Source organism: Pantoea graminicola, from assembly GCF_048452665.1.
Classification (GTDB): domain Bacteria; phylum Pseudomonadota; class Gammaproteobacteria; order Enterobacterales; family Enterobacteriaceae; genus Pantoea.
On sequence record NZ_JBLWSJ010000009.1, the window covers coordinates 194,804 to 217,898 of the forward strand.

19 protein-coding genes are annotated in these 23,095 nt (G+C 59.1%); 10 read left to right on the forward strand and 9 right to left on the reverse strand.

The window, feature by feature from the left end; translation table 11 throughout:
- Positions 1 to 138: 138 nt before the first annotated feature.
- Positions 139 to 1,491, forward strand: coding sequence for an MFS transporter (locus ACNY69_RS19015; RefSeq protein WP_111142123.1), 1,353 nt, complete (start codon positions 139 to 141; stop codon positions 1,489 to 1,491).
- Between the two features lie 20 nt (positions 1,492 to 1,511).
- On the opposite strand, the gene ACNY69_RS19020 is transcribed toward ACNY69_RS19015, so the two are convergent.
- The 4 genes from ACNY69_RS19020 to mntP all read right to left on the reverse strand — a co-directional run bounded on the left by ACNY69_RS19020 (position 1,512) and on the right by mntP (position 5,001).
- Positions 1,512 to 2,903 (reverse strand): hypothetical protein, encoded by a 1,392-nt coding sequence (locus ACNY69_RS19020; protein ID WP_111142124.1) that lies wholly within the window; start codon positions 2,901 to 2,903, stop codon positions 1,512 to 1,514.
- Entirely contained in the window at positions 2,896 to 3,807 is a 912-nt protein-coding gene (locus tag ACNY69_RS19025) for an alpha/beta fold hydrolase (protein WP_418799564.1), read from the reverse strand. The genes ACNY69_RS19020 and ACNY69_RS19025 overlap by 8 nt, the downstream gene beginning before the upstream one ends.
- Before the next feature lie 425 nt (positions 3,808 to 4,232).
- Positions 4,233 to 4,310, reverse strand: a complete 78-nt coding sequence (gene azuC / locus ACNY69_RS19030) for a stress response protein AzuC (RefSeq protein WP_367396309.1) — start codon at positions 4,308 to 4,310, stop codon at positions 4,233 to 4,235.
- A gap of 115 nt (positions 4,311 to 4,425) precedes the next feature.
- Positions 4,426 to 5,001 carry a manganese efflux pump MntP gene (mntP, locus tag ACNY69_RS19035; RefSeq protein ID WP_111142258.1) on the reverse strand — a complete coding sequence of 192 codons (576 nt, stop codon included), beginning with the start codon at positions 4,999 to 5,001 and terminating at the stop codon, positions 4,426 to 4,428.
- 315 nt (positions 5,002 to 5,316) lie between these two features.
- Here mntP and ACNY69_RS19040 point away from each other — a divergent pair, with 315 nt between their 5' ends.
- From ACNY69_RS19040 to ACNY69_RS19050, 3 genes are all read left to right on the forward strand, one after another.
- Entirely contained in the window at positions 5,317 to 5,559 is a 243-nt protein-coding gene (locus ACNY69_RS19040; protein WP_111142257.1) for a DUF1158 domain-containing protein, read from the forward strand.
- A 748-nt stretch (positions 5,560 to 6,307) separates the two neighbouring features.
- Positions 6,308 to 7,921, forward strand: coding sequence for a malate dehydrogenase (quinone) (gene mqo, locus ACNY69_RS19045; RefSeq protein WP_111141126.1), 1,614 nt, complete (start codon positions 6,308 to 6,310; stop codon positions 7,919 to 7,921).
- A gap of 126 nt (positions 7,922 to 8,047) precedes the next feature.
- Complete coding sequence (locus tag ACNY69_RS19050; RefSeq protein ID WP_418799568.1) at positions 8,048 to 10,432, forward strand: phosphoketolase family protein; 2,385 nt, start codon at positions 8,048 to 8,050, stop codon at positions 10,430 to 10,432.
- Here ACNY69_RS19050 and ACNY69_RS19055 read toward each other — a convergent pair.
- Positions 10,429 to 11,016, reverse strand: a complete 588-nt coding sequence (locus ACNY69_RS19055; protein ID WP_418799570.1) for a LysE family translocator — start codon at positions 11,014 to 11,016, stop codon at positions 10,429 to 10,431. The two genes, ACNY69_RS19050 and ACNY69_RS19055, sit on opposite strands and share 4 nt — an antisense overlap.
- Before the next feature lie 135 nt (positions 11,017 to 11,151).
- Here ACNY69_RS19055 and ACNY69_RS19060 point away from each other — a divergent pair, with 135 nt between their 5' ends.
- On the forward strand, positions 11,152 to 12,639 hold the full coding sequence (locus tag ACNY69_RS19060) for an aminotransferase-like domain-containing protein (RefSeq protein WP_111141120.1): 1,488 nt from the start codon (positions 11,152 to 11,154) through the stop codon (positions 12,637 to 12,639).
- Here ACNY69_RS19060 and ACNY69_RS19065 read toward each other — a convergent pair.
- On the reverse strand, positions 12,606 to 13,229 hold the full coding sequence (locus ACNY69_RS19065) for a glutathione S-transferase family protein (RefSeq protein WP_111141119.1): 624 nt from the start codon (positions 13,227 to 13,229) through the stop codon (positions 12,606 to 12,608). The two genes, ACNY69_RS19060 and ACNY69_RS19065, sit on opposite strands and share 34 nt — an antisense overlap.
- 106 nt (positions 13,230 to 13,335) lie before the next feature.
- Between ACNY69_RS19065 and ACNY69_RS19070 the strand changes: the two genes are divergently transcribed.
- Positions 13,336 to 14,184 carry a PhzF family phenazine biosynthesis protein gene (locus ACNY69_RS19070; protein ID WP_111141117.1) on the forward strand — a complete coding sequence of 283 codons (849 nt, stop codon included), beginning with the start codon at positions 13,336 to 13,338 and terminating at the stop codon, positions 14,182 to 14,184.
- A 45-nt stretch (positions 14,185 to 14,229) separates the two neighbouring features.
- Here ACNY69_RS19070 and ACNY69_RS19075 read toward each other — a convergent pair whose 3' ends face one another.
- On the reverse strand, positions 14,230 to 14,988 hold the full coding sequence (locus tag ACNY69_RS19075; protein ID WP_418799574.1) for an SDR family NAD(P)-dependent oxidoreductase: 759 nt from the start codon (positions 14,986 to 14,988) through the stop codon (positions 14,230 to 14,232).
- 115 nt (positions 14,989 to 15,103) lie between these two features.
- Between ACNY69_RS19075 and ACNY69_RS19080 the strand changes: the two genes are divergently transcribed.
- From ACNY69_RS19080 to ACNY69_RS19090, 3 genes are all read left to right on the forward strand, one after another.
- Complete coding sequence (locus ACNY69_RS19080; RefSeq protein ID WP_111141113.1) at positions 15,104 to 16,003, forward strand: LysR family transcriptional regulator; 900 nt, start codon at positions 15,104 to 15,106, stop codon at positions 16,001 to 16,003.
- 45 nt (positions 16,004 to 16,048) lie between these two features.
- On the forward strand, positions 16,049 to 17,065 hold the full coding sequence (gene yhjD, locus ACNY69_RS19085) for an inner membrane protein YhjD (RefSeq protein WP_111141111.1): 1,017 nt from the start codon (positions 16,049 to 16,051) through the stop codon (positions 17,063 to 17,065).
- 272 nt (positions 17,066 to 17,337) lie between these two features.
- Positions 17,338 to 18,669, forward strand: a complete 1,332-nt coding sequence (locus ACNY69_RS19090; protein WP_111141109.1) for an MFS transporter — start codon at positions 17,338 to 17,340, stop codon at positions 18,667 to 18,669.
- A gap of 357 nt (positions 18,670 to 19,026) precedes the next feature.
- Here the strand turns inward: ACNY69_RS19090 and ilvC are convergent, their stop codons facing one another.
- Positions 19,027 to 20,502 (reverse strand): ketol-acid reductoisomerase, encoded by a 1,476-nt coding sequence (gene ilvC / locus ACNY69_RS19095; protein WP_111141107.1) that lies wholly within the window; start codon positions 20,500 to 20,502, stop codon positions 19,027 to 19,029.
- 162 nt (positions 20,503 to 20,664) lie between these two features.
- Between ilvC and ilvY the strand changes: the two genes are divergently transcribed.
- Entirely contained in the window at positions 20,665 to 21,546 is an 882-nt protein-coding gene (gene ilvY / locus ACNY69_RS19100; RefSeq protein ID WP_111141105.1) for an HTH-type transcriptional activator IlvY, read from the forward strand.
- On the opposite strand, the gene ilvA is transcribed toward ilvY, so the two are convergent.
- Entirely contained in the window at positions 21,547 to 23,094 is a 1,548-nt protein-coding gene (gene ilvA / locus ACNY69_RS19105) for a threonine ammonia-lyase, biosynthetic (RefSeq protein WP_111141103.1), read from the reverse strand.
- Position 23,095: the final 1 nt, after the last annotated feature.

Below are 23,095 nucleotides of genomic sequence, written 5' to 3' on the forward strand. Positions count from 1 at the left end.
CCGCACGGTTCAGAAACATCTTTGCAACATCCTTATCCCTTTGCTCTTAGTCTCGACTGCAACGTCACGGCGGCCTTTTGCCGCTGCGCGCAACCCCTTCTCACCATAACGATAAGTACCCAGTTTCGGGAGAGTGCAATGGAAAAGACCTCAGTAACCGGCCGCGACAGCGCATCCGGTGAGATGACACCAGACCAGGATTTTGTGCCGATGCGCAGCGACGTGGTACGTTCTCCGCGTATCCGCAAGGTGCAGATAACGGCGATGCTGCTGCTGCTGTTCGCGGCCATCATCAACTATCTGGATCGCAGCTCGCTCTCCGTGGCGAACATGACGATTCGCGATGAGATGGGACTGAGCGCCACCGAAATCGGCGTGCTGCTCTCCGCTTTTTCGCTGGCCTATGGCCTGGCGCAGCTGCCGTGCGGCGCGCTGCTGGATCGCAAAGGGCCGCGCATTATGCTCGGCATCGGCATGTTTATCTGGTCGCTGTTCCAGGCGGCCTCCGGCCTGGTGCATAACTTCACCCAGTTCGTGCTGGTGCGCATCGGACTTGGCATTGGTGAAGCGCCGATGAACCCGTGCGGCGTGAAAGTGATTAATGACTGGTTCAACATCAAAGATCGCGGTATGCCGATGGGGATGTTTAATGCGGCGTCGATGATTGGGCTGTCGGTGGCGCCGCCGATCCTGGCAGCGATGATGCTGGTGATGGGCTGGCGGGGCATGTTTGTCACTATCGGTATCCTCGGCATGTTCCTCGCCATCGGCTGGTACATGATCTACCGCGACCGCGACAACAACACGCTGAGCGCCGAAGAGATCCACTATCTGCAGGCGGGCAGCGTGGCGTCACGTAAAGAGCCGATCAGCTTCAGAGAGTGGTGCGGCCTGTTTAAGCAGCGCACCATGTGGGGCATGATGATTGGCTTCAGCGGCATCAACTACACCGCGTGGCTCTATATCGCCTGGCTGCCGGGTTATCTGCAATCCACCTATCACCTCGATCTGAAAAGCACCGGTCTGCTGGCGGCGATTCCGTTTCTGTTTGGTGCGGCGGGGATGCTGCTGAATGGCTATGTGGTGGATTCGCTGGTGCGTCGCGGCTTTAACGCGGTGAAAACCCGTAAAGTCTGCATCGTCAGCGGGATGCTGCTCTCGGCCGGATTCACCGCTGTGGTGACCCGCGCCACCGACACCACCAGCGCCGTGACGCTGATCGGGATGGCGCTATTCTGCATCCACTTCGCTGGTACGTCGTGCTGGGGGCTGATCCACGCCAACGTCACCGCCCGTATGACCGCGTCGGTCGGCAGCATCCAGAACTTCGCCAGCTTTATCTTCGCCTCGTTCGCACCGGTGATCACCGGCTGGGTGCTTGACACCACCCAATCCTTCAGCCTGGCGCTGATGATTTGCGCCTGCGTGACGCTGGTGGGCGCACTCGCCTACCTGCTGCTGGTGCGCCAGCCGATTACCGACGGCGAATAATCGCCGCTGACGGCGCGGCGCTACGTCAGCGCCGTCAGGGTCACGCCATATTTCGCCCCGTAGCGTTTAATCCCGGCCATCACCTTCTCCGTGCTGAGCGGCGGCGGCGGTGGCAACAGCGCGGCCCGTTCACGCAGCGCCGAGTCGAAGCGGGAGAAGGTCGCGAAATCACGCGGGAACCGCTCTTCATCCACTCCGATAAAGACCCCCTCGTCGCGGGCATGGGCGAGCAGCGCCCGCCAGCGGTCAATCTCCGCCAGCCCGATGCTCTCCGTGCCGTGAGAAAAGAGCATCATGTCGATATTGCGGAACGGTGGCTGTTTTTCGAGGAAACGTTGCAGCGCCGCGGCGGAAGGTTCAGTGCAGAACACCAGCCAGAACGGGATCGCCTGCTGCTGCTGCGTACACCACGGGTCCATCAACAGGAAGCTGTCCACCGTCAGCCGGGTCGGTAAAATGCCTGCCGCCAGATACCAGTCGCGGTAGATCTCCGCTACCACATAACTCATCGCTTCCGGGTCGTCGTAACGGATCTCCATCAACGTCCAGCTCTGCGCCGCCGCCAGTTTTTTCAGCGGCGAGATGAGGTAGCCATCCAGTCCCCACTCCGCTTCCGGTACATGATCGGTGATGGCGGGCGGCGTCCAGCGTTCCCGGTCAACGCCATAACGCGCCAGATATTCCGCCACTCTCGGCCCGCCCTGCAGATACTCTTTTTCGCTGGCGCCGCCCAGCGCGCCAAACTGGAAGAACGAGCGATCGCTGGTGCGCGTCACCGGCCACTGACGGGTGCAGTGATTGATAAACAGCGTTGACCCGGCAGGCAGGCTGCCCATCAGAAACTCGTTGAAGGCCAGCGGCAGGTCGCGCAATTTCAGCCGGAAATAGCGCATCTGGTCCAGCATCAGGCGATCCTGATTCGGGTCGTGCATATGGTGAACGGCCAGGCGCGGCCAGGCGGCCAGCAGGGCAGCGGCAATCTCTTTGCCCTGCTCAAAACTCGCCATTGCATCATCGGGATCGCTGCCGGTCGCCCGGACCGGACAGAGAAAGGTCTGCGGCAGCCAGGGGACGCCCATCGCCGACGCCAGATGCACCAGCGCCCCGTTCGACGAACCGATAAAGGCTGCCGGATACGCCTGCTGCGGGTACTCACTCACCATCCACTCGGCGATCCCTTCCACATCCAGTTCGCCCGCCTGACGCAGGCTGATCCCCTCCGCCAGGCCGCCCAGCGCATAGCCCCACTCGCGTAGCCCGGTGGGCAGCCGGTTCAGCGAAGGCAGCAGGCGGTCCAGCGTCGGTGACTGGCTGGGACTGGTAAAAGGACGATCGTGAAGCGCGTTGGCCAGCGCCAGCAGCATGGCGGCCGCAGAGTCAAAACGGGCAATGCCTTTAGGCGGTTTACTCATGCTGATTCTCCTGCTGGATCCGCGCCAGGAAGGGGCGGATGGCGTTGCAGAAACTCCACGGATAGACGTAGTGCAACGTGTGGGTGCCGTCGCGCAGCGTCAGACGTTCACTGCGCGGCATCAGTGCGGCGAGTTCATCCAGCCAGCGCGCCGGACAGATCGGATCGCGTGAGCCGCGCAGCAGCAGCGTGGGGGCGCTGATGTAGGTAAGGCGATGCTCAATATGATCCCGCATCATAGCGCGCATTGTGCCAAAGGCACGCCACAGCCCCGCTTTTGCATAATCGATGCGGGCCAGCGGCCCCGGCGGCCGGCGCGTTTCCAGCCGGCCATTACGCCAGCTACGCCAGAGCTGGCGCGGCAGGCTGCGGGCGTGACGATCGACCGTCGGCCCCTGCAGCACCAGCCCCGCCACCGCCTGCGGATGTTTTACCGCCAGCGCCGCCAGAATCTGGCAGCCAGACGAATTACCGATCCAGATGGCACGCTGAAAGCCGTTGTGCTGCAGCCAGAGCCAGAGCACATCGGCCTGCTGATCCACCGACATTATCGGGGCTGAGGCTGGCAGCGCACTGGCCCCGAAACCCGGCAGATCCGGCACCAGTACGTGATAGTCGCGAGCCAGCGCCAGTGCCAGCGGCTCCATAGCCCGGCCCGACATCACCAGACCATGAATCAGCACCACCGGCAGGCCCTGATCGTCGTTTGGCGTGACGCGGGTAAACATGCGCCAGTCGCCCACCTGCTGGAAGTAACCGGCCAGTCCGGCATGATGACTGCGCGGCGACACCGGCGGCGTCTGCTTCAGCGCCTGCCAGCGTTTCATGCCCCACAGCGTCGCCGCCACACCCAATCCCACGCCTGCCACAATCGCTGCCTGTTTTCGTCGATGCTTCTGGATCATCCGCTGCTCCTGATTTGGGGAGAATAATTCAGTGTAGGACGGTATCAGGCTGGAGGCGGGTTAATGGTGAGATGGTGAACTATTTGGACGGCGTGTCAGTCCCACAGGAGAGAGCGTGATGGGTATTAGACACTGGTAAGCAGAAGCGTTGGTGTCGGTGGCTTCAGGTAATCACAACTTCAGACGATGAAAATCTGCAATGAGCGATAAGCGGACATCGTGCTTTCTCATAACGATCACCGCAAAAAGCAAAAACTTCGTTCATCCTTTCTGACAGCTAAAACATGATAATAAGCGTGGCAGCAGCAGACCGGATGCCCACGGGGCACAAACAGGCAGATCTAAACAGCGGGAAGTAAAAAGCGGAAGGTGATAATCACCGGTCTGTCCCTGACCGCGATTATCGAGGGTTTCCTGCGGGGTGTTTAGTTCATGGCACCCGGCGGGACGTGTCTGAACGTCTCAACATAAGCGCGGAACACGTATTTAAATATGCGTTTCATGCAGCACCTGATTCAAATTTCGTTGAAGATATACTGAAAAAGTATAGCTGCTGCGCGTTTTAACAGCAAATAAATTTGAACCAGATCACAAAATTGCCACTTTGGCGCGGGCGCCTCAGGCTATATAGCCGAGGTGCTCTAACAGGATGGTAGAGCCGATAGCGATCAGCACCACGCCGCCCAGCACCTCCGCCCATTTGCCCAGAACCGGACCGATGAAGCGTCCCACCAGCACCCCGGTCGTCGCCATCACGGTAGTCGCGGCGCCGATGGTCAGTGCGGTGGTAATGATGTTCACCTGCAGGAAGGCCAGGCCGACGCCGACAGCCAGCGCATCCAGGCTGGTCGCGACAGCGGTGGTCGCCAGCACCATAAAGCCGTGGCTTTGCGGGGCTTCGCAGGGCTCTGCAACGGCAGTCTGCCGTAAACCTTCCAGCATCATACGCCCACCAAGGAACGCCAGCAGGCTGAAGGCCACCCAGTGATCCCACGCCATAATGTAACGGCTGGCGGCCAGGCCAAGCGCCCAGCCAATCAGCGGAGTCAGTGCTTCAATAGAGCCGAAAATCAGACCGGTACGCAGTGCTTCCTTAAAACCGGGACGATGCAGAGTCGCACCTTTGCCCAGGGCAGCAGCAAACGCGTCCATCGACATGCCAAGCGCAAGAATCAGAGTAGCAATAAAGGTCATGATTTATTCACCTGGGGCGAAAAAGCGGCAATTCACGCTGAATTCACCACACAAAGTGTTCAGTTATGAAAAAGTGGGCGCAGTCTACCATGCAAACCGGAAGATAAAAAGACAGTAAAATCATGGATTTAAGTATAGCAAAGGCTATAACTCTTATCATTCGCTATATATGCCGCTAAGTCGATGGCAGCAAAGCCTTTTCTGATCTTCCTCTGCCTGCTGTGACCCGCCTGTGGCGCTGATCCGCTACGCCGCCATTGAACCGCGTCGACGATTGCCGGAAAATGCCGGGCTGATAAATATGGGATACCGGTTATGAATAACCCTTTTGAGACGTTGATCGTGCCGGGTGGCATTTTGCTGCTGGGCTTTCTTTCGGCACTGCTGCTGCCTGCGCCCGCTTTCAGCCTGGCGGTGGCACAGCATCTGTTGCAACTGTTCCATCTGCAGGATCTGAATCAGCTCTACACGGTAGTGTTTTGCGTCTGGTTTTTACTGCTCGGGGCACTGGAGTTTTTTGTGATCCGTTTTGTCTGGCGTCGCTGGTTCAGGGTCTGATGACCCGGGCATCGACCAGCGTCCTGAGCCGTCCGGCGCTGCGCGCTTAACCCTCTAGCAACAGTTTCTCCACCTGGCAGCAGACCCGCAACGCGCTGTCGGGTCTGCTATGCCGCACTCGCGCGACGCTCAATGGAACAAGTTCGCCAGTCCGGACATCGCGACCGGGATGATGAACGCCCGAAACGGCATGGCGATAAGTCTGAAAAAGCGCCCTGCCAGCGCGACGCCGTCATAAGTGAAACCGATGCGTGCATTGCTTTACACGCATTTTCAGACTCACAAAAATGTAACATTGTTTTTACACAACCAGCCGATCGGCACCCTCTGCGCCTATTCCCGTTATTCCTTTTTGCATAATAAATCGCTAAATTTCAGCGAATTAAATAATTCCGCACGGTTAGCACGCATACAGGCGTTGCACCAGCATGGGGCTTTTCCGCAACATAGCTTTTCAGTTAACCTACTGACTTAACGATAAAAAATCGCTAATACACCATTGCGCGTGATGATTAATTCTTATGCTGAATCATTTCTGCATTTAAAAAATAAACAAATGTTTAATTCAGATGCGAGAATGTTATATTCAGATGACAAAGCATAACGTGCAGTTAACGCGTTATCACCGCTTTAACCTATACCTGAGACTTAACCTTTGAGAAATAGCGCAACGCGCTCGTCAGAAGCGTGACTATTTCGTCTGCGAAACTGTTGGGCTTCAGGTCAACAGAAGAGGAGATGTCGCCTCATGTGCAATTCAGCTGTAAACCTTGCGCTCGCGATGAGTGCCATGGCAAAGGACACCACTACCGCGCAGGAGCGCAAAGACGTTGACGTGCTGCTGATTGGCGCAGGTGTGATGAGCGCTACTCTTGGCGCATGGCTGCAGGATTTAGAACCGGACTGGTCCATCGAAATGGTGGAGCGGCTGGATAGCGTGGCCGAAGAGTCATCCAACGGCTGGAATAACGCCGGGACCGGTCATGCGGCGCTGGCCGAGCTGAACTATACGCCTCAGCAGGCGGATGGCAGCATCGACATCTCCAAAGCGGTGACGATTAACGAATCGTTCCAGATTTCCCGTCAGTTCTGGGCCTGGCAGGTTCAGAAAGGCAATCTGCGCAACCCGAAAAGTTTCATTCACAGCACGCCACATATGAGCTTTGTCTGGGGCGACGACAACGTCGATTTCCTGCGCAAGCGCTATAAGGCGCTGCAGAAAAGCACCCTGTTCCGCGGTATGGCTTACTCTGAAGATCCGCAGCAGATTGCCCGCTGGATCCCGCTGGTGATGAATGGGCGCGATCGCAACCAGAAAGTGGCCGCGACCTGGACGGAGATGGGCACCGACGTCAACTTCGGTGAAATCACCCGTCAGCTGATCGCCGCCTTAGAGAAGAAAGCGAACTTCCGGCTACGCCTGCGTCAGGAAGTGCGTGAGCTGAAGCAGCTCGCCGACGGGCGCTGGCAGGTGACCCTGCAGTGTCTGAACAGCGGCACACGTCGTACGCTGACCGCAGGCAAAATCTTTATCGGCGCAGGCGGCGCGGCGTTACCGCTGCTGCAGAAGGCCGGTATCCCGGAAGCCCACGGCTACGCCGGTTTCCCGGTGGGAGGTTCCTTCCTCGTTACCGAGAATCCGCAGGTTGTGGCACAGCACATGGCCAAGGTCTACGGCAAAGCCAGCGTCGGTGCGCCACCGATGTCCGTGCCGCACGTCGATACCCGCGTACTGGATGGCAAGCAGGTGCTGCTGTTTGGCCCGTTTGCCACCTTCTCGACCAAATTCCTGAAGCAGGGTTCGCTGATGGATATGTTCACCTCGCTGAACAGCAGCAATATGCTGCCGATGGTGAAAGTGGGCCTGAAAAGTTTTGATCTGGTGAAATACCTGATGGATCAGGTGCTGCAGAGCGATCGCGACCGGATGGACGCCCTGCGCGCCTATGTGCCGCAGGCGAAGCAGGAGGACTGGCGCCTCGTCACGGCCGGTCAGCGTGTGCAGATCATCAAAAAAGATGAGAAAGAGGGCGCGGTATTGCGCCTGGGCACCGAAGTTGTCGCCTCACAGGATGGCACCATCTCCGCCCTGCTGGGTGCCTCACCCGGCGCCTCTACGGCGGCACCGATCATGCTGGAGCTGCTGCATAAGGTCTGTCCTGAGCAGATGAAGACGCCGGAATGGCAGAATAAGATCCGTGCCGTGATCCCCTCCTGGGGACGCAAACTCAACGGCGACGTGGCACTGACCGAGAAAGTGTTAGCCGAAACCAGCCGTATTCTGCAGCTCGACTATTCGCCGGTTACCCCGATGGCGGCCAACGACGAAGGACGGGAAACCGCGTTCGTGGTCGGCAAGTAATTCAGCGCCATCCAGAAAAAGGCTCCGCACTGCGGGGCCTTTTTTATTGGCCGGTTGCCTGGTCGTCCTGACTATTCTCTATTAGGGTTAAGGCATCTTTTAGCTGAACGCTCAAGAGGAAACGGCATGTCTTACTCCCCTGCGTCATCGGAATTTACGCTGCTCGACCGCTACTGGCGGGCGGCGAACTATCTCTCCGTCGGACAGATCTACCTGATGGATAACCCGCTGTTACGCGAGCCGCTCAGACCGGAGCACATCAAACCGCGCCTGCTGGGCCACTGGGGCACCACGCCAGGGCTGAATTTTATCTACGCCCATCTCAATCGCGCGATCCGTAAACACGACCTGGCTATGATCTACCTCTGCGGACCGGGACACGGCGGACCCGGTATGGTGGCCAATACCTGGCTGGAGGGCAGCTACAGCGAGATCTATCCGCAGGTTTCACAGGATGCGGCGGGCATGCAGCGCCTGTTTAAGCAGTTCTCTTTTCCCGGCGGCATCCCCAGCCACGCGGCACCGGAAACACCCGGCTCGATCAACGAAGGCGGTGAGCTGGGCTATTCGCTCTCCCATGCTTTCGGGGCGGCCTTCGACCATCCCGACCTGATCGTGCCATGCGTGATCGGCGACGGCGAGGCGGAAACCGGGCCGCTGGCCTCCAGCTGGCACGGCATCAAATTCCTCAATCCTGAACGTGACGGTGCGGTGCTGCCGATTCTGCATCTTAATGGCTATAAGATTGCCAACCCGACGCTGCTGGGCCGCAGCAGCGACGAGGATCTGCACCAGCTGTTCAGTGGTTACGGCTATGAGCCGCTGTTCGTCTGCGGACATGAACCGGAAAAAATGCATCCGCTGATGGCGGAGACCCTGGATCGGGCGCTGGCGAAAATCGCCGCTTATCAGCGTGAGGCGCGCAGCGGTAAGGCCAGCGCCGAGGTGCCGCGCTGGCCGATGATCATCCTGCGCAGTCCCAAAGGCTGGACCGGCCCCAAAACGGTCGACGGCAAAAAGGTGGAAGATTTCTGGCGGGCCCATCAGGTGCCGGTCGCGGCCTGCCGTGAAGATGAAGGGCATCGCCAGATCCTTGAGAACTGGATGCGCAGCTACCAGCCCGACGATCTGTTTGATGAACAGGGTCGGCTCAGGCCGGAGCTGCAGGCGCTGGCACCCGAGGGCGACAGGCGGATGGGGGCATCACCTTATGCCAACGGCGGCCTGCTGCGCCGTGAGCTGGATACGCCAGCGATCGCAACATTCGCCTGCGAGGTCAGCGAACCTGGCGCGCAGATGGCGCAGGCCACGGAACATCTGGGGCGCTATCTCAGCGCACTGTTCGAACGTAACCGCGATAATTTCCGCCTGTTCGGACCCGATGAAACGGCCTCTAACCGTCTGACGCCGGTCTTCGATGTGACCAGCCGCACCTGGCTGGAACGCACCGAGCCTTATGATGAACAGCTGGCGCGCGATGGTCGGGTCATGGAAATCCTCAGCGAGCATCAGTGTCAGGGCTGGCTGGAGGGCTATCTGCTGACCGGCCGCCACGGGCTGTTCAACTGTTATGAAGCCTTTATCCACATTGTCGATTCGATGTTTAACCAGCACGCCAAATGGCTGAAGGTGTCGCGTAAGCTGGGCTGGCGTAAGCCCATCTCGTCGCTTAACTATCTGCTCTCCTCCCACGTCTGGCGGCAGGACCATAACGGCTACAGCCATCAGGATCCGGGCTTTATGGATCACGTTGCCAACAAGAAAGCGGACATCGTGCGCATCTATCTGCCGCCCGATGCCAACACGCTGTTGTGGGTGGGCGACCACAGCCTGCGCACCTGGGACCGCATCAACGTGATCGTGGCGGGCAAGCAGCCTGCGCCGCAGTGGCTGGATATGAGCAGCGCGGTGACCCATTGCGAAGCGGGCATGGGCGAATGGCGCTGGGCGGGCACCACGCCGGATAATACAGAGCCGGACGTGGTGATGGCCTGCGCCGGTGATGTGCCGACGATGGAGACGCTGGCGGCGGTCGATCTGCTGCGCGGGATGCTGCCTGAACTACGCATCCGCGTGGTCAACGTGGTTGATCTGCTGGCGCTGCAGCCGCAGGACCAGCATCCGCACGGCAAATCGGATGAGGCATTTGACGCGCTCTTTACCCGGGATAAACCGGTGATCTTTGCCTTCCACGGCTATCCGGCGCTGATACATCGCCTGACCTACTCGCGCACCAATCACCGCAACTTCCATGTGCGCGGCTTTAACGAAGAGGGCACGACCACTACGCCGTTTGATATGACAGTGCTGAACGAGCTGGATCGCTATCATCTGGCGCAGGAGGCGATTCTGCGCGTACCGGGGCTGGCTGAGGCCCATCCGGAACTGCTGGAGAATTTACAACAGCGGCTGGCTGAACATCATCGCTATGTCCGTGAACATGGCGAAGATCTGCCGGAGGTGCAGAACTGGAAATGGCCGTCGGCCACTGCGCCGGGTGCGCCCGATTAAGCGGCCAGCAACGCGTCGGTCAGCATCCAGATGGTGGTCGCCACCAGCGACAGGGCCATCAGGCTGTTGAAGAGCTGACGCTTCCAGGCAATCTGCAGATGGCTGCGCAGGCGATCGCCCAGCGCAGCCCAGATCAGGATGCAGGGCAGATTCAGCAGCATAAAGCCAGCCATCACCGTCAGCACCCCACTGCTGGCGCTGTAGAGCAGTGCGACGTTGGTCGCCATCAGCCAGGCCTTGGGGTTGATCGCCTGGAAACAGGCACCGCCCACCAGCGTCATCGGCTGCGGCCGGTTTCGCACTTCGGGTGCCACGGCGCGAAAAATTTTCCAGGAGAGCCACAACAGATAGGTGCAGCCTGCCAGCGTCAGCGGCAGGCGAACCGCCGCCATCCCCTGCAGCAGCAGCTCCAGCGCCATCCCGGCAATCAGCGTCTGAAGTGCGCAACCGACTAAAATGCCGAAGACCATCGGCAGGGTTCGCCGCATACCAAAATTGACGCCGGAGGTCGCCAGCAGCAGATTGTTCGGACCTGGCGTAATAGACATCACGGTGACGTAACTGAAGAAAGAGGGATCAAGCATTATGGCGCTCCTGAAAAACAGACAGAGCCTTATGCTACGGCGGGAAAAGAGATGGTAACAGTGACACAAAATCACTATTGTTATGGTTACAGTTCCTGTTAATCACAATTGTACCCATCACATCCGGAGGCGACTGTGTCCCTTGTTCCCCCATCCGATCGGCCCCTTTATCAGCAGCTTGCCGAGAGCTTCGCCGGGGCCATTCATCAGGGCACGCTGAAACCCGGCAGACGCCTGCCCGCGATCCGGCGCGTGGCCCAGTCCCATCAGGTGAGCGTCAATACGGTGCTGAATGCCTGGCAGATGCTGGAAGATCGCGGGCTGATTGAGGCGCGGCCGCAGTCGGGCTATTACGTGCGCGGGGTCCTGCCCGCCGTGATCCGGCATGGCGAACACAAAACCCGGGTGCGCGATCCCGGCAGCGGCAAGCTCGACCTGATCGATAAGGTCTTTGCGGCCCAGAATCATCCTGACTACATCAACATCTCCCTGGCCTGTCCGCAGGACAGCGAACTCTTTCCTGCTGCGCGCCTCGCCCGGATTACCGCCTCATTGCTGCGTCGCCAGCCCGGCATCATTGGACGCTATGCGCTTCCGCCCGGTAGTGAGCGCTTACGGGAGGAGATCGCCCGACGGGCACTGCACGCCGGGCAGACCCTGACAGCCGATGAGATCACCCTGACCCACGGCTGTATGGAGGCGCTGCAGCTGGCCCTGCGGGCGGTGACCCAGCCGGGTGACTGCGTCGGGCTGGAGTCACCCACCTACTTCTTCCTGTTTCCCCTGCTGGCCTCGCTGGGCCTCCGGGCGCTGGAAATCCCCACCGACCCGCAGCAGGGGCTGTCGCTGGACGCGCTGGAGATGCTGCTTCAGGAGCAGCGCATCCAGGCGCTGATTGCCATGCCAGGCGTGCAGAATCCGCTGGGCTGCGGCCTGTCGCTGGAGAATAAGAAGCGACTCGCGAAGTTAGTGAATACTTACAACGTCCCGCTGATTGAAGATGGGCTGTATGACGAACTGCAGTTCGACTGGCCGCTCTCGCCGCCCGTTAAAGCGTTCGATCGCGATGGCTGGGTCATTTACTGCACCAGCTTTACCAAAACCGTCGCGCCCGATTTTCGCGTTGGCTGGACTGCCGCAGGCCGCTTTCATGATGCGATCGCCCGCCTGAAAGCGGTGTCGTCGATGGCCGAATCCGCCCTGCTCTCGGAAACCCTGGCAGAGTTTCTGGCCTCCGGCGGTTACGACCACCATCTGCGCACCCTGCGTCGCCGCTACGCGGCTAATCTGGATGAGGCACGCGGATTGATCGCCCGCTATTTTCCGGCGGGCACCCGCGCGACGCTGCCGCGCGGCGGCTTCGTTTTCTGGGTTGAGCTGCCGGGTAGTGTGAATACCACCGGGATGTTTGACCGGCTGCTGCAGGAGAAGATTTGCGTCACGCCCGGCGCGCTCTACTCCCTGAGCGAGCGCTATAACCATGCGCTGCGCCTCTCCTGCTGCTATCCGTTCGACGAACGTTACACCCAGGCGATTAAGCGCGCGGGCGAGATCGCCTGTGAGCTGGCGGGACTGCCAGCCGGCGGGGATCAGGGCGTGCCGTTGCGCCCCCAGACGGTATAGCCGCGGCGTTCAGTCAGGCGTTCATAATAGGTGCGCACCGCCGGATAGTCGGGGTGGTCGAGCGGGGTCTCAAACCAGCGGTTGACCGCCAGGCCGATGGGAATATCCGCCAGAGTGAAATTTCGTCCGGCCACATAGCGCCCGGTTTTTTCCAGCTGCTGGTTGAGAATGTTCATGGTATGCGCCCAGCCTTTGCAGGCGGCGGCCAGCAGACGCGGGTCCTGATGAGCCGGAGAGTTTCGCACCAGCGACATAAAGGCGTAGCGCCAGGAGGTGTTGAGTTCGGTGGATTGCCAGTCCATCCACTGATCAACAGGCGCGCGAGTCTGCGGATGAAGAGAATAGAGCCACTCGCCGCCATAGGCATTCGCCAGATAGCGCAGGATGGCATTGGACTCCCACATCACGAAATCATCATCCTTCAGGACCGGCACCATCGCATTCGGATTCAGCGCCATGAATTCCGGCAGGTGCGTGGAGCGGAAACCATCGCCCCACTCTTCGCGCTCATAATCCAGATCCAGCTCGTCACACAGCCATAACAGTTTGCGCACGTTGATTGAGGAGGCGCGTCCCAGGATCGTTAGCATTCACAGTCTCCGACAAAACCTTTAACTTATTGATAACGCTGTTGGCGGTGATAAGCAATCTTCCGGCAGAGAAAAGGCCACACTGAACCCAGAGCAAGGAGTCACCATGCAGGTCGCGTTTAAGCAAGTCGATGTGTTTACCTCATCTGCCTTTAACGGCAATCCGCTGGCGGTGATTATGGATGCGCAGGGGCTAAGCGACAGCCAGCTGGCAGCGATCGCCCGCTGGACAAATCTGTCGGAAACCACCTTTGTCCTGCCGCCGCAGCACGAAGAAGCGGACTACCGGGTGCGTATTTTTACCGTGGAAGGTGAGCTGCCTTTTGCCGGACATCCGACGCTGGGCACGGCGCACGCCCTGCTGGAGGCGGGCTGGCCGACCCGGACGCCGGGGGTCATCGTGCAGGAGTGCGGTGTCGGTAACGTGACGGTAAAGAGTAACGAATCGGGCGAACTGGCGTTTGCGGCCCCGGCCGCGACCCTGATGCCCTGGCAGGATGCGCTGCTGGGCAGGGCATTAAACAGTGATGCGTTCGATCTGACGCAAAGCCCGACCGTGGTGGATATGGGCATTCGCTGGCTGCTGGTACCGATGGTCAGCGCCGAAGCCGTTCTGGCACTGCAGCCCGGCGTCAGCGATCTTCAGCAGCTGATTCACCAGGCGGGCGTTTCGGGTGTGATGCCCTTTGGACGTCTGCCCGCGGGCGAGTCTGAGCAATATGAAGTGCGGGGGCTGCTGGTCGAGCATGGCAGCCTGACCGAAGATCCGGTGACCGGCAGCGCCAACGCCTGTCTGGCACGCTACCTGGCGATGACGGGGCAGACGACGCCGTATCGCGTTCGTCAGGGCACGGCGCTGCAGCGTGCCGGCCGGGTGAGCGTGACCTTTGCCGGGGAGACGATCTGGATCGGCGGCCATAGTCTGACCGTTATTGACGGCACGATCACGCTGTAAAACATGGCGGCGTCCGCAAAGGGGTCTGCGTGACGCCGCCCGCCGTTAAATTCCCTGCCCGCCTGACGCTTCGATACGCTGCGCGGTGATCCAGCCGGTTTCGTCACTGAGGATCGCACTAATGGCGTCGCCGATATCATCCGGCAGGCCAACGCGGCCCAGCGCCGTCAGCCCGGCGATCTGCTCGTTGATCTCGCGGGTGTCACGAACCCGGCCACCGCCGAAATCGGTCTCTATCGCCCCCGGTGCCAGGATATTGACCCGGATGCGCCGTTCGCCCAGCTCTTTGGCCTGATAGCGCGTCAGCACCTCCATTGCCCCTTTCATCGACGCATAGGTGGCAGAGCCAGGATAGACCAGCCGGGTCAGCCCGCTGGAGATATTCAGGATGCGTCCTCCGTCAGCGATCAGCGGCAGGAGTTTCTGCGTCAGGAAGTAAGGCCCCCTGAAATGGACATTCATCAGCGCATCAAATTCAGCCTCGGTGGTGTCGGTAAAGGGTTTATAGTGTCCATGTCCGGCATTGTTCACTAAATAGTCAAAGGTGTGACGCTGCCACTGCTGTTGCAGCACCGTTTTCACCTTGCCGGCAAAGCGATCGAACTGCCCGATTTCGCCGACATCCAGCGCCAGCGCGACCGCACGCCTGCCCAGCGCCTCAATATCTCTCACCACCGCCTGCGCTTCATCCGCGTGGCTGCGGTAGGTCAGAATGATATCGGTGCCTCTGGCGGCCAGTTTTAACGCGCCATTACGGCCTAAGCCACGGTTTGCACCGGTAATTAATGCGACTTTTTGATTCATCTCTCATACCTGTTGAAAAATTGAACACGATTTAAGGATATTCATCCGTCGCTGATCTATAAACAGGGTTAAGCGCGCATCACTGTTTCAATAAAAACAACAATCGGTGAACAACATGGACAAAATTCACGCAATGCAGGTGTTTGTGCGGGTGGCCGAAATGGGCAGTTTTACCCGTGCAGCGGAAAGTCTGGGCATCCCCAAAGGCAGCGTGTCACGCCAGATCCAGGCGCTGGAGAACCAAATGGCAACACGTTTGCTGCATCGCACTACACGCCGGGTGCAACTCACGCAGGATGGGCTGGTCTATTACGATCGCTGCCTCGACCTGCTGTCGATGATTGATGATATGGACAGCCTGTTCCAGCATGAGCCCGCCTCGCTCAGCGGCAAGCTTCGGGTGGATATGTCGGTGGCGATGGCGACCGGTTTTATCCTGCCGCGGCTGCCTGAGTTTTTGCAGCACTACCCCGGCATTGAGATTGAGCTGAGCAGCAGCGACCGCCAGGTGGATGTGATCCGGGAAGGTTTTGACTGCGTGATTCGGGTCGGCGAACTCAAAGACTCCGGGCTGATTGCGCGAAAAATTGGTACCCATACCTTGATCAACTGCGCCAGCCCTGGCTACCTTTCGCGTTTCGGTATGCCGACCCGGCTGGAAGAGCTGTCGCAGCATGCGATGGTGCACTACAGTCAGCAGCTCGGCCAGGCCTCGCCCGGTTTTGAATATTATGATGGCCGCCAGTGCCACTATGTTCACACCGGTGGCGTAGTGACCGTGAACAGTACGGAGACCTATCGCGCCGCCTGCCTGGCCGGTCTGGGGATTATTCAGGTGCCCGCCGCCGGGATTCAGCCATTACTGGAGAGCGGTGAGCTGGTGGAGGTGCTGCATCGCTTCCCCGCCCGGCCCATGCCGATTCATCTGCTCTATCCGCACCGGCGCAATGTGGCGCGTCGCGTACGGGTTTTTATGGAGTGGCTGAGTCAGGTGTTACAGGAGTACGTCACCTGAGCGGCTATACTTTGATTTTAATGATAAACAGGACAGTGAAGGTCTATGACAGACAAGCAGGAAAACCCACAGGAAACGTCGCCGGAAAAGCCGCTTATCGACTTCAAAACCGGTAATCACACCGTGGATAAATCGATCGTTCGCGTGTCGCGTTTCGTCAGCTGGTTTCAGTCTATTCCGGCCGTGGCGCACTTTATCCGTGCTCTCGATCGCTTCAACGACCGGCTCGGCAGCCAGTTTGGCGCGGCCATTACCTATTTCTCTTTTTTATCGCTGATCCCGATCCTGATGGTGTCGTTCGCAGCCGTAGGTTTTGTGCTGGCATCGAATCAGGATCTGCTGACCGATATCATCAACAAAATCGTCAGCAGCATCAGCGACCCGACGCTGGCCACCACGCTGAAGAATACGGTGAACACTGCGATTCAGCAGCGCGCCACGGTGGGGATTACCGGTTTGCTGCTGGCGCTCTACTCCGGTCTGAACTGGATGGGGAATCTGCGTGAAGCGATTCGCGCGCAGTCGCGCGACGTCTGGGAGCGGCAGCCGGATGACAAAGAGAAGATCTGGAAACGCTATATCCGCGACTTTCTGTCGCTGACCGGCCTGATGCTGGCGCTGGTGATTACGCTGTCGCTGACCTCGGTGGCTGGCTCTGCGCAGGCGACCATCGTGAGCGCACTGGGGCTGGATGGCATCGACTGGCTGCGGCCTGCCCTGACCATTATCGCCACCTCGATTTCCGTCATGGCTAACTACCTTCTGTTCCTCTGGATTTTCTGGATACTGCCGCGTCATAAGCCGCGCAGGAAGGCGCTGTTTCGCGGCACCCTGCTGGCAGCCATCGGTTTTGAGGTGATTAAGTTTGTGATGACGCTGACGCTGCCGAAGCTGGCGACCTCGCCTTCAGGGGCGGCATTTGGTTCAGTGCTGGGCCTGATGGCGTTTTTCTACTTCTTCGCCCGTCTGACGCTCTTCTGTGCCGCCTGGATCGCCACGGCTAAATATAAAGACGATCCGCAGATGCCTCAGGCGGGCAGCGCAAAACAGAAAGCATCGTAATCGGTTAACAACAGCGGAAAATGTCTCCCCTCAGCTACTTTTTAATCAGATAACAGGATGAATAGCTGAGGGATCACTTTTATTTAGCCCTTTCTCAGAGTATCCCGCCAGATATCACCCGGTTTTCCCCGGTATCGCCCGGCATTCGTCGCACCACAGAAATTATCCTCTTTTTGCCCGCTGAAGCCAGACGTGGCGCGGGTTTTCATCATTGAATGCACCCTGGCAGATGCGTAAGATTCTTTGTCTGTATTTACAAATAAGAAACAGTTATGCAAGCCTCCCTCACAGACACACTCGACAAACAGCAGGACCCCACACCCGTTAACTCACGCAGTAAAGTGGTGATTGCGTCGCTGGTCGGAACGGCCATCGAATTCTTCGACTTTTACATTTACGCCACGGCTGCGGTCATTGTTTTCCCGCACATTTTCTTCCCGCAAGGGGATGCCACGGTCGCTACGCTCCAGTCGCTGGCTACGTTCGCTATCGCCTTTGTGGCGCGTCCGATTGGCTCGGCGGTGTTCGGCCACTTCGGTGATCGCGTAGGGCGCAAGGCCACGCTGGTGGCATCGCTGCTGACCATGGGGATCTCTACCGTGGTGATTGGCCTGCTGCCGGGCTATGAAACCATCGGCGTGATGGCGCCACTGCTGCTGGCGCTGGCGCGTTTCGGTCAGGGGCTGGGGCTGGGCGGTGAATGGGGCGGTGCGGCGCTGCTGGCTACCGAGAATGCGCCCGCGAAGAAGCGTGCGCTTTATGGCTCCTTCCCTCAGCTGGGTGCGCCGATTGGCTTTTTCTTCGCAAACGGGACCTTTCTGCTGCTCTCCTGGCTGCTGACCGACGAGCAGTTTATGCAGTGGGGCTGGCGCGTGCCCTTTATCCTCTCCGCCGTGCTGGTGCTGATTGGCCTCTATGTGCGCGTGTCGCTGCATGAGAGTCCGGTGTTCGCCAAAGTGCAGAAAGAGAAGAAGCAGGTCCGGGTGCCGATTGCCGCGCTGCTGCGTCAGCATCTGACCGCCACTATTCTCGGCACCTTTATTATGCTGGCGACCTATACGCTGTTCTACATCATGACTGTCTACTCAATGAGCTACGGGACCACACCCGCACCTGCCGGTCTGGGTATACCGCGTAACAGTATGCTGTGGATGCTGATGCTGGCGGTGATTGGCTTTGGGGTGATGGTGCCGATTGCCGGGCTGCTGGCGGATCGCTTTGGTCGTCGCAAGACCATGATCACCATTACGCTGATGATTATCGCGTTTTCGTTCCTGTTCCCGGCGATGCTCGGTTCCGGTTCACAGGCGCTGGTAATGGTGTTCCTGCTGCTGGGGCTGAGTATTATGGGCCTGACGTTTGGCCCGATGGGCGCGCTGCTGCCGGAGCTGTTCCCGACGGAAGTGCGTTACACCGGTGCTTCGTTCTCCTATAACCTCTCCTCCATTCTGGGTGCCTCGGTAGCGCCTTATATCGCGACCTGGCTGAATGCGCACTATGGCCTGCAGGCAGTGGGATTCTATCTGGCGTCGATGGCGGTGCTGACGCTGATTGCACTGCTCGCCTGTAAAGAGACGCGTCATCAGACGCTGTATGACGTGTAATCCCGCGGGATGAAGGTCAGCGAAACCCGGCAGCCGCCGGGTTTTTTTATGGGTTTCGCGCAGCGCCCGGGTGATCAGATGAACACGGCGGAGCGGGGAGTACGGGAACGGCATCCGCTCTGAACATCGCCCGGCGATCGGGCGAGAGGCGCAGGAAGCGTTGCTGAACAACGCAACGCGTTGGCCCGCCGCTCAGGGATGAGGGGCGTAATCGCGCGAGCCGGGTGGACAGGGAGTGGCTTAAGCGCCTTTCCGGACTGACCGTACTCCCCTGGCAGGCACGGTCAGGTACTGTTTACAAATAAAAAAACCCCGGCAAGCCGGGGTCTGTTTTGCTGAAAAGGGTGTTGCCGGTGATTAGCCCGCGACAGCGATACGCTTCATATCGGTCATGTAGCCACGCAGCTTGCGGCCCACGGTTTCAATCGGATGCTGACGAACGGCTTCGTTGACGTCACGCAGCTGCGCGTTGTCGACCTGTGTGCCTTCAATCGCTTTACCCAGATCGCCAGGCTGCAGCGTGGTCATGAACTCTTTCAGCAGCGGCACCGCCGCGAAGGAGAACAGGTAGTTACCATATTCAGCGGTGTCGGAGATCACCACGTTCATCTCATACAGGCGTTTACGGGCAATGGTGTTTGCGATCAGCGGCAGCTCATGCAGCGACTCATAGTAAGCTGACTCTTCGATGATGCCTGCGTCAACCATGGTTTCAAACGCCAGCTCAACGCCCGCTTTAACCATCGCAACCATCACCACGCCTTTGTCGTAGTACTCCTGCTCTTCGATTTTGCCTTCGTACTGAGAGGCCGTTTCGAACGCGGTCTGGCCGGTCTCTTCACGCCAGGTCAGCAGTTTTTTATCATCGTTGGCCCAGTCTGCCATCATGCCGGAGGAGAATTCGCCGGAGATGATGTCATCCATGTGCTTCTGGAACAGCGGCGCCATGATGGTTTTCAGCTGCTCTGACAGCGCATAGGCGCGCAGTTTCGCCGGGTTAGAGAGGCGATCCATCATCAGGGTGATGCCACCAAACTTCAGCGACTCGGTGATGGTTTCCCAGCCGAACTGGATCAGTTTCTCTGCGTAAGCCGGGTCGGTGCCTTCCGCCACCAGCTTGTCGAAGCAGAGCAGTGAACCGGCCTGCAACATGCCGCACAGGATGGTCTGCTCGCCCATCAGGTCAGATTTCACTTCGGCAACAAACGAAGATTCCAGTACGCCAGCGCGGTCGCCACCGGTCGCAGCAGCCCAGGCTTTGGCAATCGCCATGCCTTCGCCTTTTGGATCGTTTTCCGGGTGAACCGCGATCAGGGTCGGCACGCCGAAGCCACGCTTATACTCTTCACGGACTTCCGTACCCGGGCACTTCGGTGCCACCATGACGACGGTGATATCTTTACGGATGCTTTCGCCCACTTCGACGATGTTGAAGCCGTGAGAGTAGCCCAGTGCAGCACCATCTTTCATCAGCGGCTGAACAGCCTGAACCACAGCAGAGTGCTGCTTGTCCGGCGTCAGGTTGACCACCAGGTCCGCCTGCGGGATCAGATCTTCGTAGGTGCCCACTTTGAAACCGTTATCGGTCGCTTTACGCCAGGAAGGACGTTTTTCCGCAATCGCTTCAGCACGCAGTGCATAGGCAACATCCAGACCGGAATCGCGCATGTTCAGACCCTGGTTCAGGCCCTGTGCGCCACAGCCAACGATAACGACTTTTTTGCCTTTCAGGAAACTGGCACCGTCTGCAAATTCGTCGCGAGCCATGAAGCGGCATTTACCTAATTGCGCTAACTGGTTGCGCAGATTCAATGTGTTGAAATAGTTAGCCATGGGAACTCCGGTAAGGTTGTGTTTGCTTTTTTTGTTCAGGAACGGCGTGTCATGCAACGCCGCGAATGACCCCATCATATGACAGGAATTCTGTTGCTTAAATTGATATATTAACAACGTCACATTGCAATAAATGCAACACCACTCAGAGGCGACGCGCGCATGGATTTACGGGATCTGAAACTGTTTCTTCATCTGGCAGAAAGCTGCCACTTCGGGCGCAGCGCGCGGGCGATGCATGTCAGCCCCTCCACGTTGTCGCGCCAGATTCAGCGGCTGGAGGAGGATGTCGGTCATGCGCTGTTCCTGCGCGATAACCGCACCGTGACGCTGACGGAGGCGGGTGAACGCCTGCGCCAGTTTGCCCAGCAGACGCTGTTGCAGTATCAGCAGCTGCGCCATGTGATGGATCTGAATGGCCCGTCGCTGAGCGGCGAGCTGCGCCTGTTCTGCTCGGTGACGGCGGCCTACAGCCATCTGCCGCCTATCCTCGACCGCTTTCGTGCGGAACATCCGCAGGTCGAGATCAAACTGGATACCGGCGATGCCGCAGATGCGGTGGAAAAAGTGCACTCCGGCGATGCCGATTTAGCGATAGCGGGTCGCCCTGAAACCCTGCCCGCCAGCATCGATTTTATGCCCCTGGGGCTGATTCCGCTGGTGCTGATCGCGCCCGCTCTGCCCTGCGCCGTGCGCACCCAGGCCACGCAGCCACAGCCCGACTGGTCAAAAATTCCCTTTATCCTGCCCGTGCAGGGCCCGGCGCGGCGGCGTATCGACCTCTGGTTCCGCCGTCATCGCATCCCGAATCCGTTAATTTACGCCACGGTGTCGGGGCATGAAGCGATTGTCTCGATGGTAGCGCTGGGCTGCGGCATTGCGCTACTGCCAGATGTGGTGCTGGAAAACAGCCCGGAACCGGTGCGTAACCGCGTGCTGATGCTGGAGAATGTGGAGTCTGTCGCGCCGTTTGAGCTGGGCATCTGCGTACAAAAAAAGCGGCTCGGTGAGCCGCTTATCAGTGCGTTCTGGAGCCAGCTGTAATCAGCTGCCTGACAGGAAGAAGCGGAATGCCGGGTTCTGGCTTTCGTCGTGAAAGTCGTAACCCAGATCGGTGAGGTGCTCTTCAAACCGTGGCTCATCGCTGCCAAGTTCAAACGCGGCCAGCACCCGGCCATAATCGGTGCCGTGGCTGCGGTAGTGGAACAGCGAGATATTCCAGTGGGTGCCGAGCGTCTGCAGGAACTTCAGCAACGCGCCCGGCGCTTCCGGGAATTCAAAACTGAAAAGCCGTTCACGCAGCGGTTTGGTCGGACGGCCGCCGACCATGTAGCGCACATGCAGTTTCGCCATCTCATCATCGGAGAGATCGACCACCTGATAACCGCCACGGGTCAGCTCGCCGATGATTTCGCTGCGCTCTTCCATACCCCGGGTCAGTCGCACACCCACAAAGATGCAGGCTTTGTCCGCATCGGCGTAGCGATAGTTGAACTCAGTGATAGACCGTCCGCCCAGCGTCTGGCAGAAACGCAGGAAACTGCCCTGCTGTTCCGGAATGGTGACGGCCAGCAGTGCTTCACGCTGTTCGCCCAGCTCGCAGCGCTCAGAGACGTAACGCAGCCCGTGGAAATTGACGTTGGCACCGGATAACACATGCGCCAGCCGCTCGCCTTTGATCTCATGCTGCTGGATATACTTTTTCATGCCCGCCAGCGCCAGCGCACCCGACGGCTCCGCCACAGCACGAACATCTTCAAACAGATCTTTCATGGCCGCACAGATCGCATCGCTGTCGACCGTGATGACTTCGTCGATGTAAGCCTGACAGAGCCGGAAGGTTTCGCTGCCAATCCGTTTAACCGCAACGCCCTCAGCAAACAGCCCGACGCGCGGCAGGTCGACCGGATGACCCGCCTCCAGCGCCGCTTTCAGACAGGCGGAGTCCTCTGACTCCACCGCGATCACTTTGATCTGCGGCATCAGCTGCTTGATCAGCACCGCAACGCCGGCCGCCAGGCCACCGCCGCCCACCGGGACAAAGACCCGGTCAAGGTGCGCATCCTGCTGCAGCAGCTCCATGCCCAGCGTGCCCTGCCCGGCAATGACGGCCGGATGGTCAAACGGCGGAACGAAGGTATAGCCGCGCTGTTCAGAGAGTTCAATCGCTTTGGCTTTCGCCTCGTCAAAGTTGGCCCCGAACAGGAAAGCCTCACCGCCAAATGCGCGTACCGCATCAACCTTGATGTCTGCGGTTGCCAGCGGCATCACAATCAGTGATTTGATGCCCAGTTTCGTGGCTGAGAGCGCCACGCCCTGCGCGTGATTTCCGGCTGACGCCGTTACCACGCCGCGCGCTTTCTGCTCTTCATTGAGGCCGGCAATCATCGCGTAAGCCCCGCGCAGCTTGAAGCTGTGCACCGGCTGACGATCTTCCCGCTTCACCAGAATGGTGTTGCCGAGACGCGATGAGATTTTTTCCATAACCTGCAGCGGCGTCACCTGTGCCACTTCATACACCGGTGAACGCAGTACTGCGCGCAAATACTCCGCGCCGCCTGGCGCGTCGGGTAGCGGTTGAGACTCGGCCACG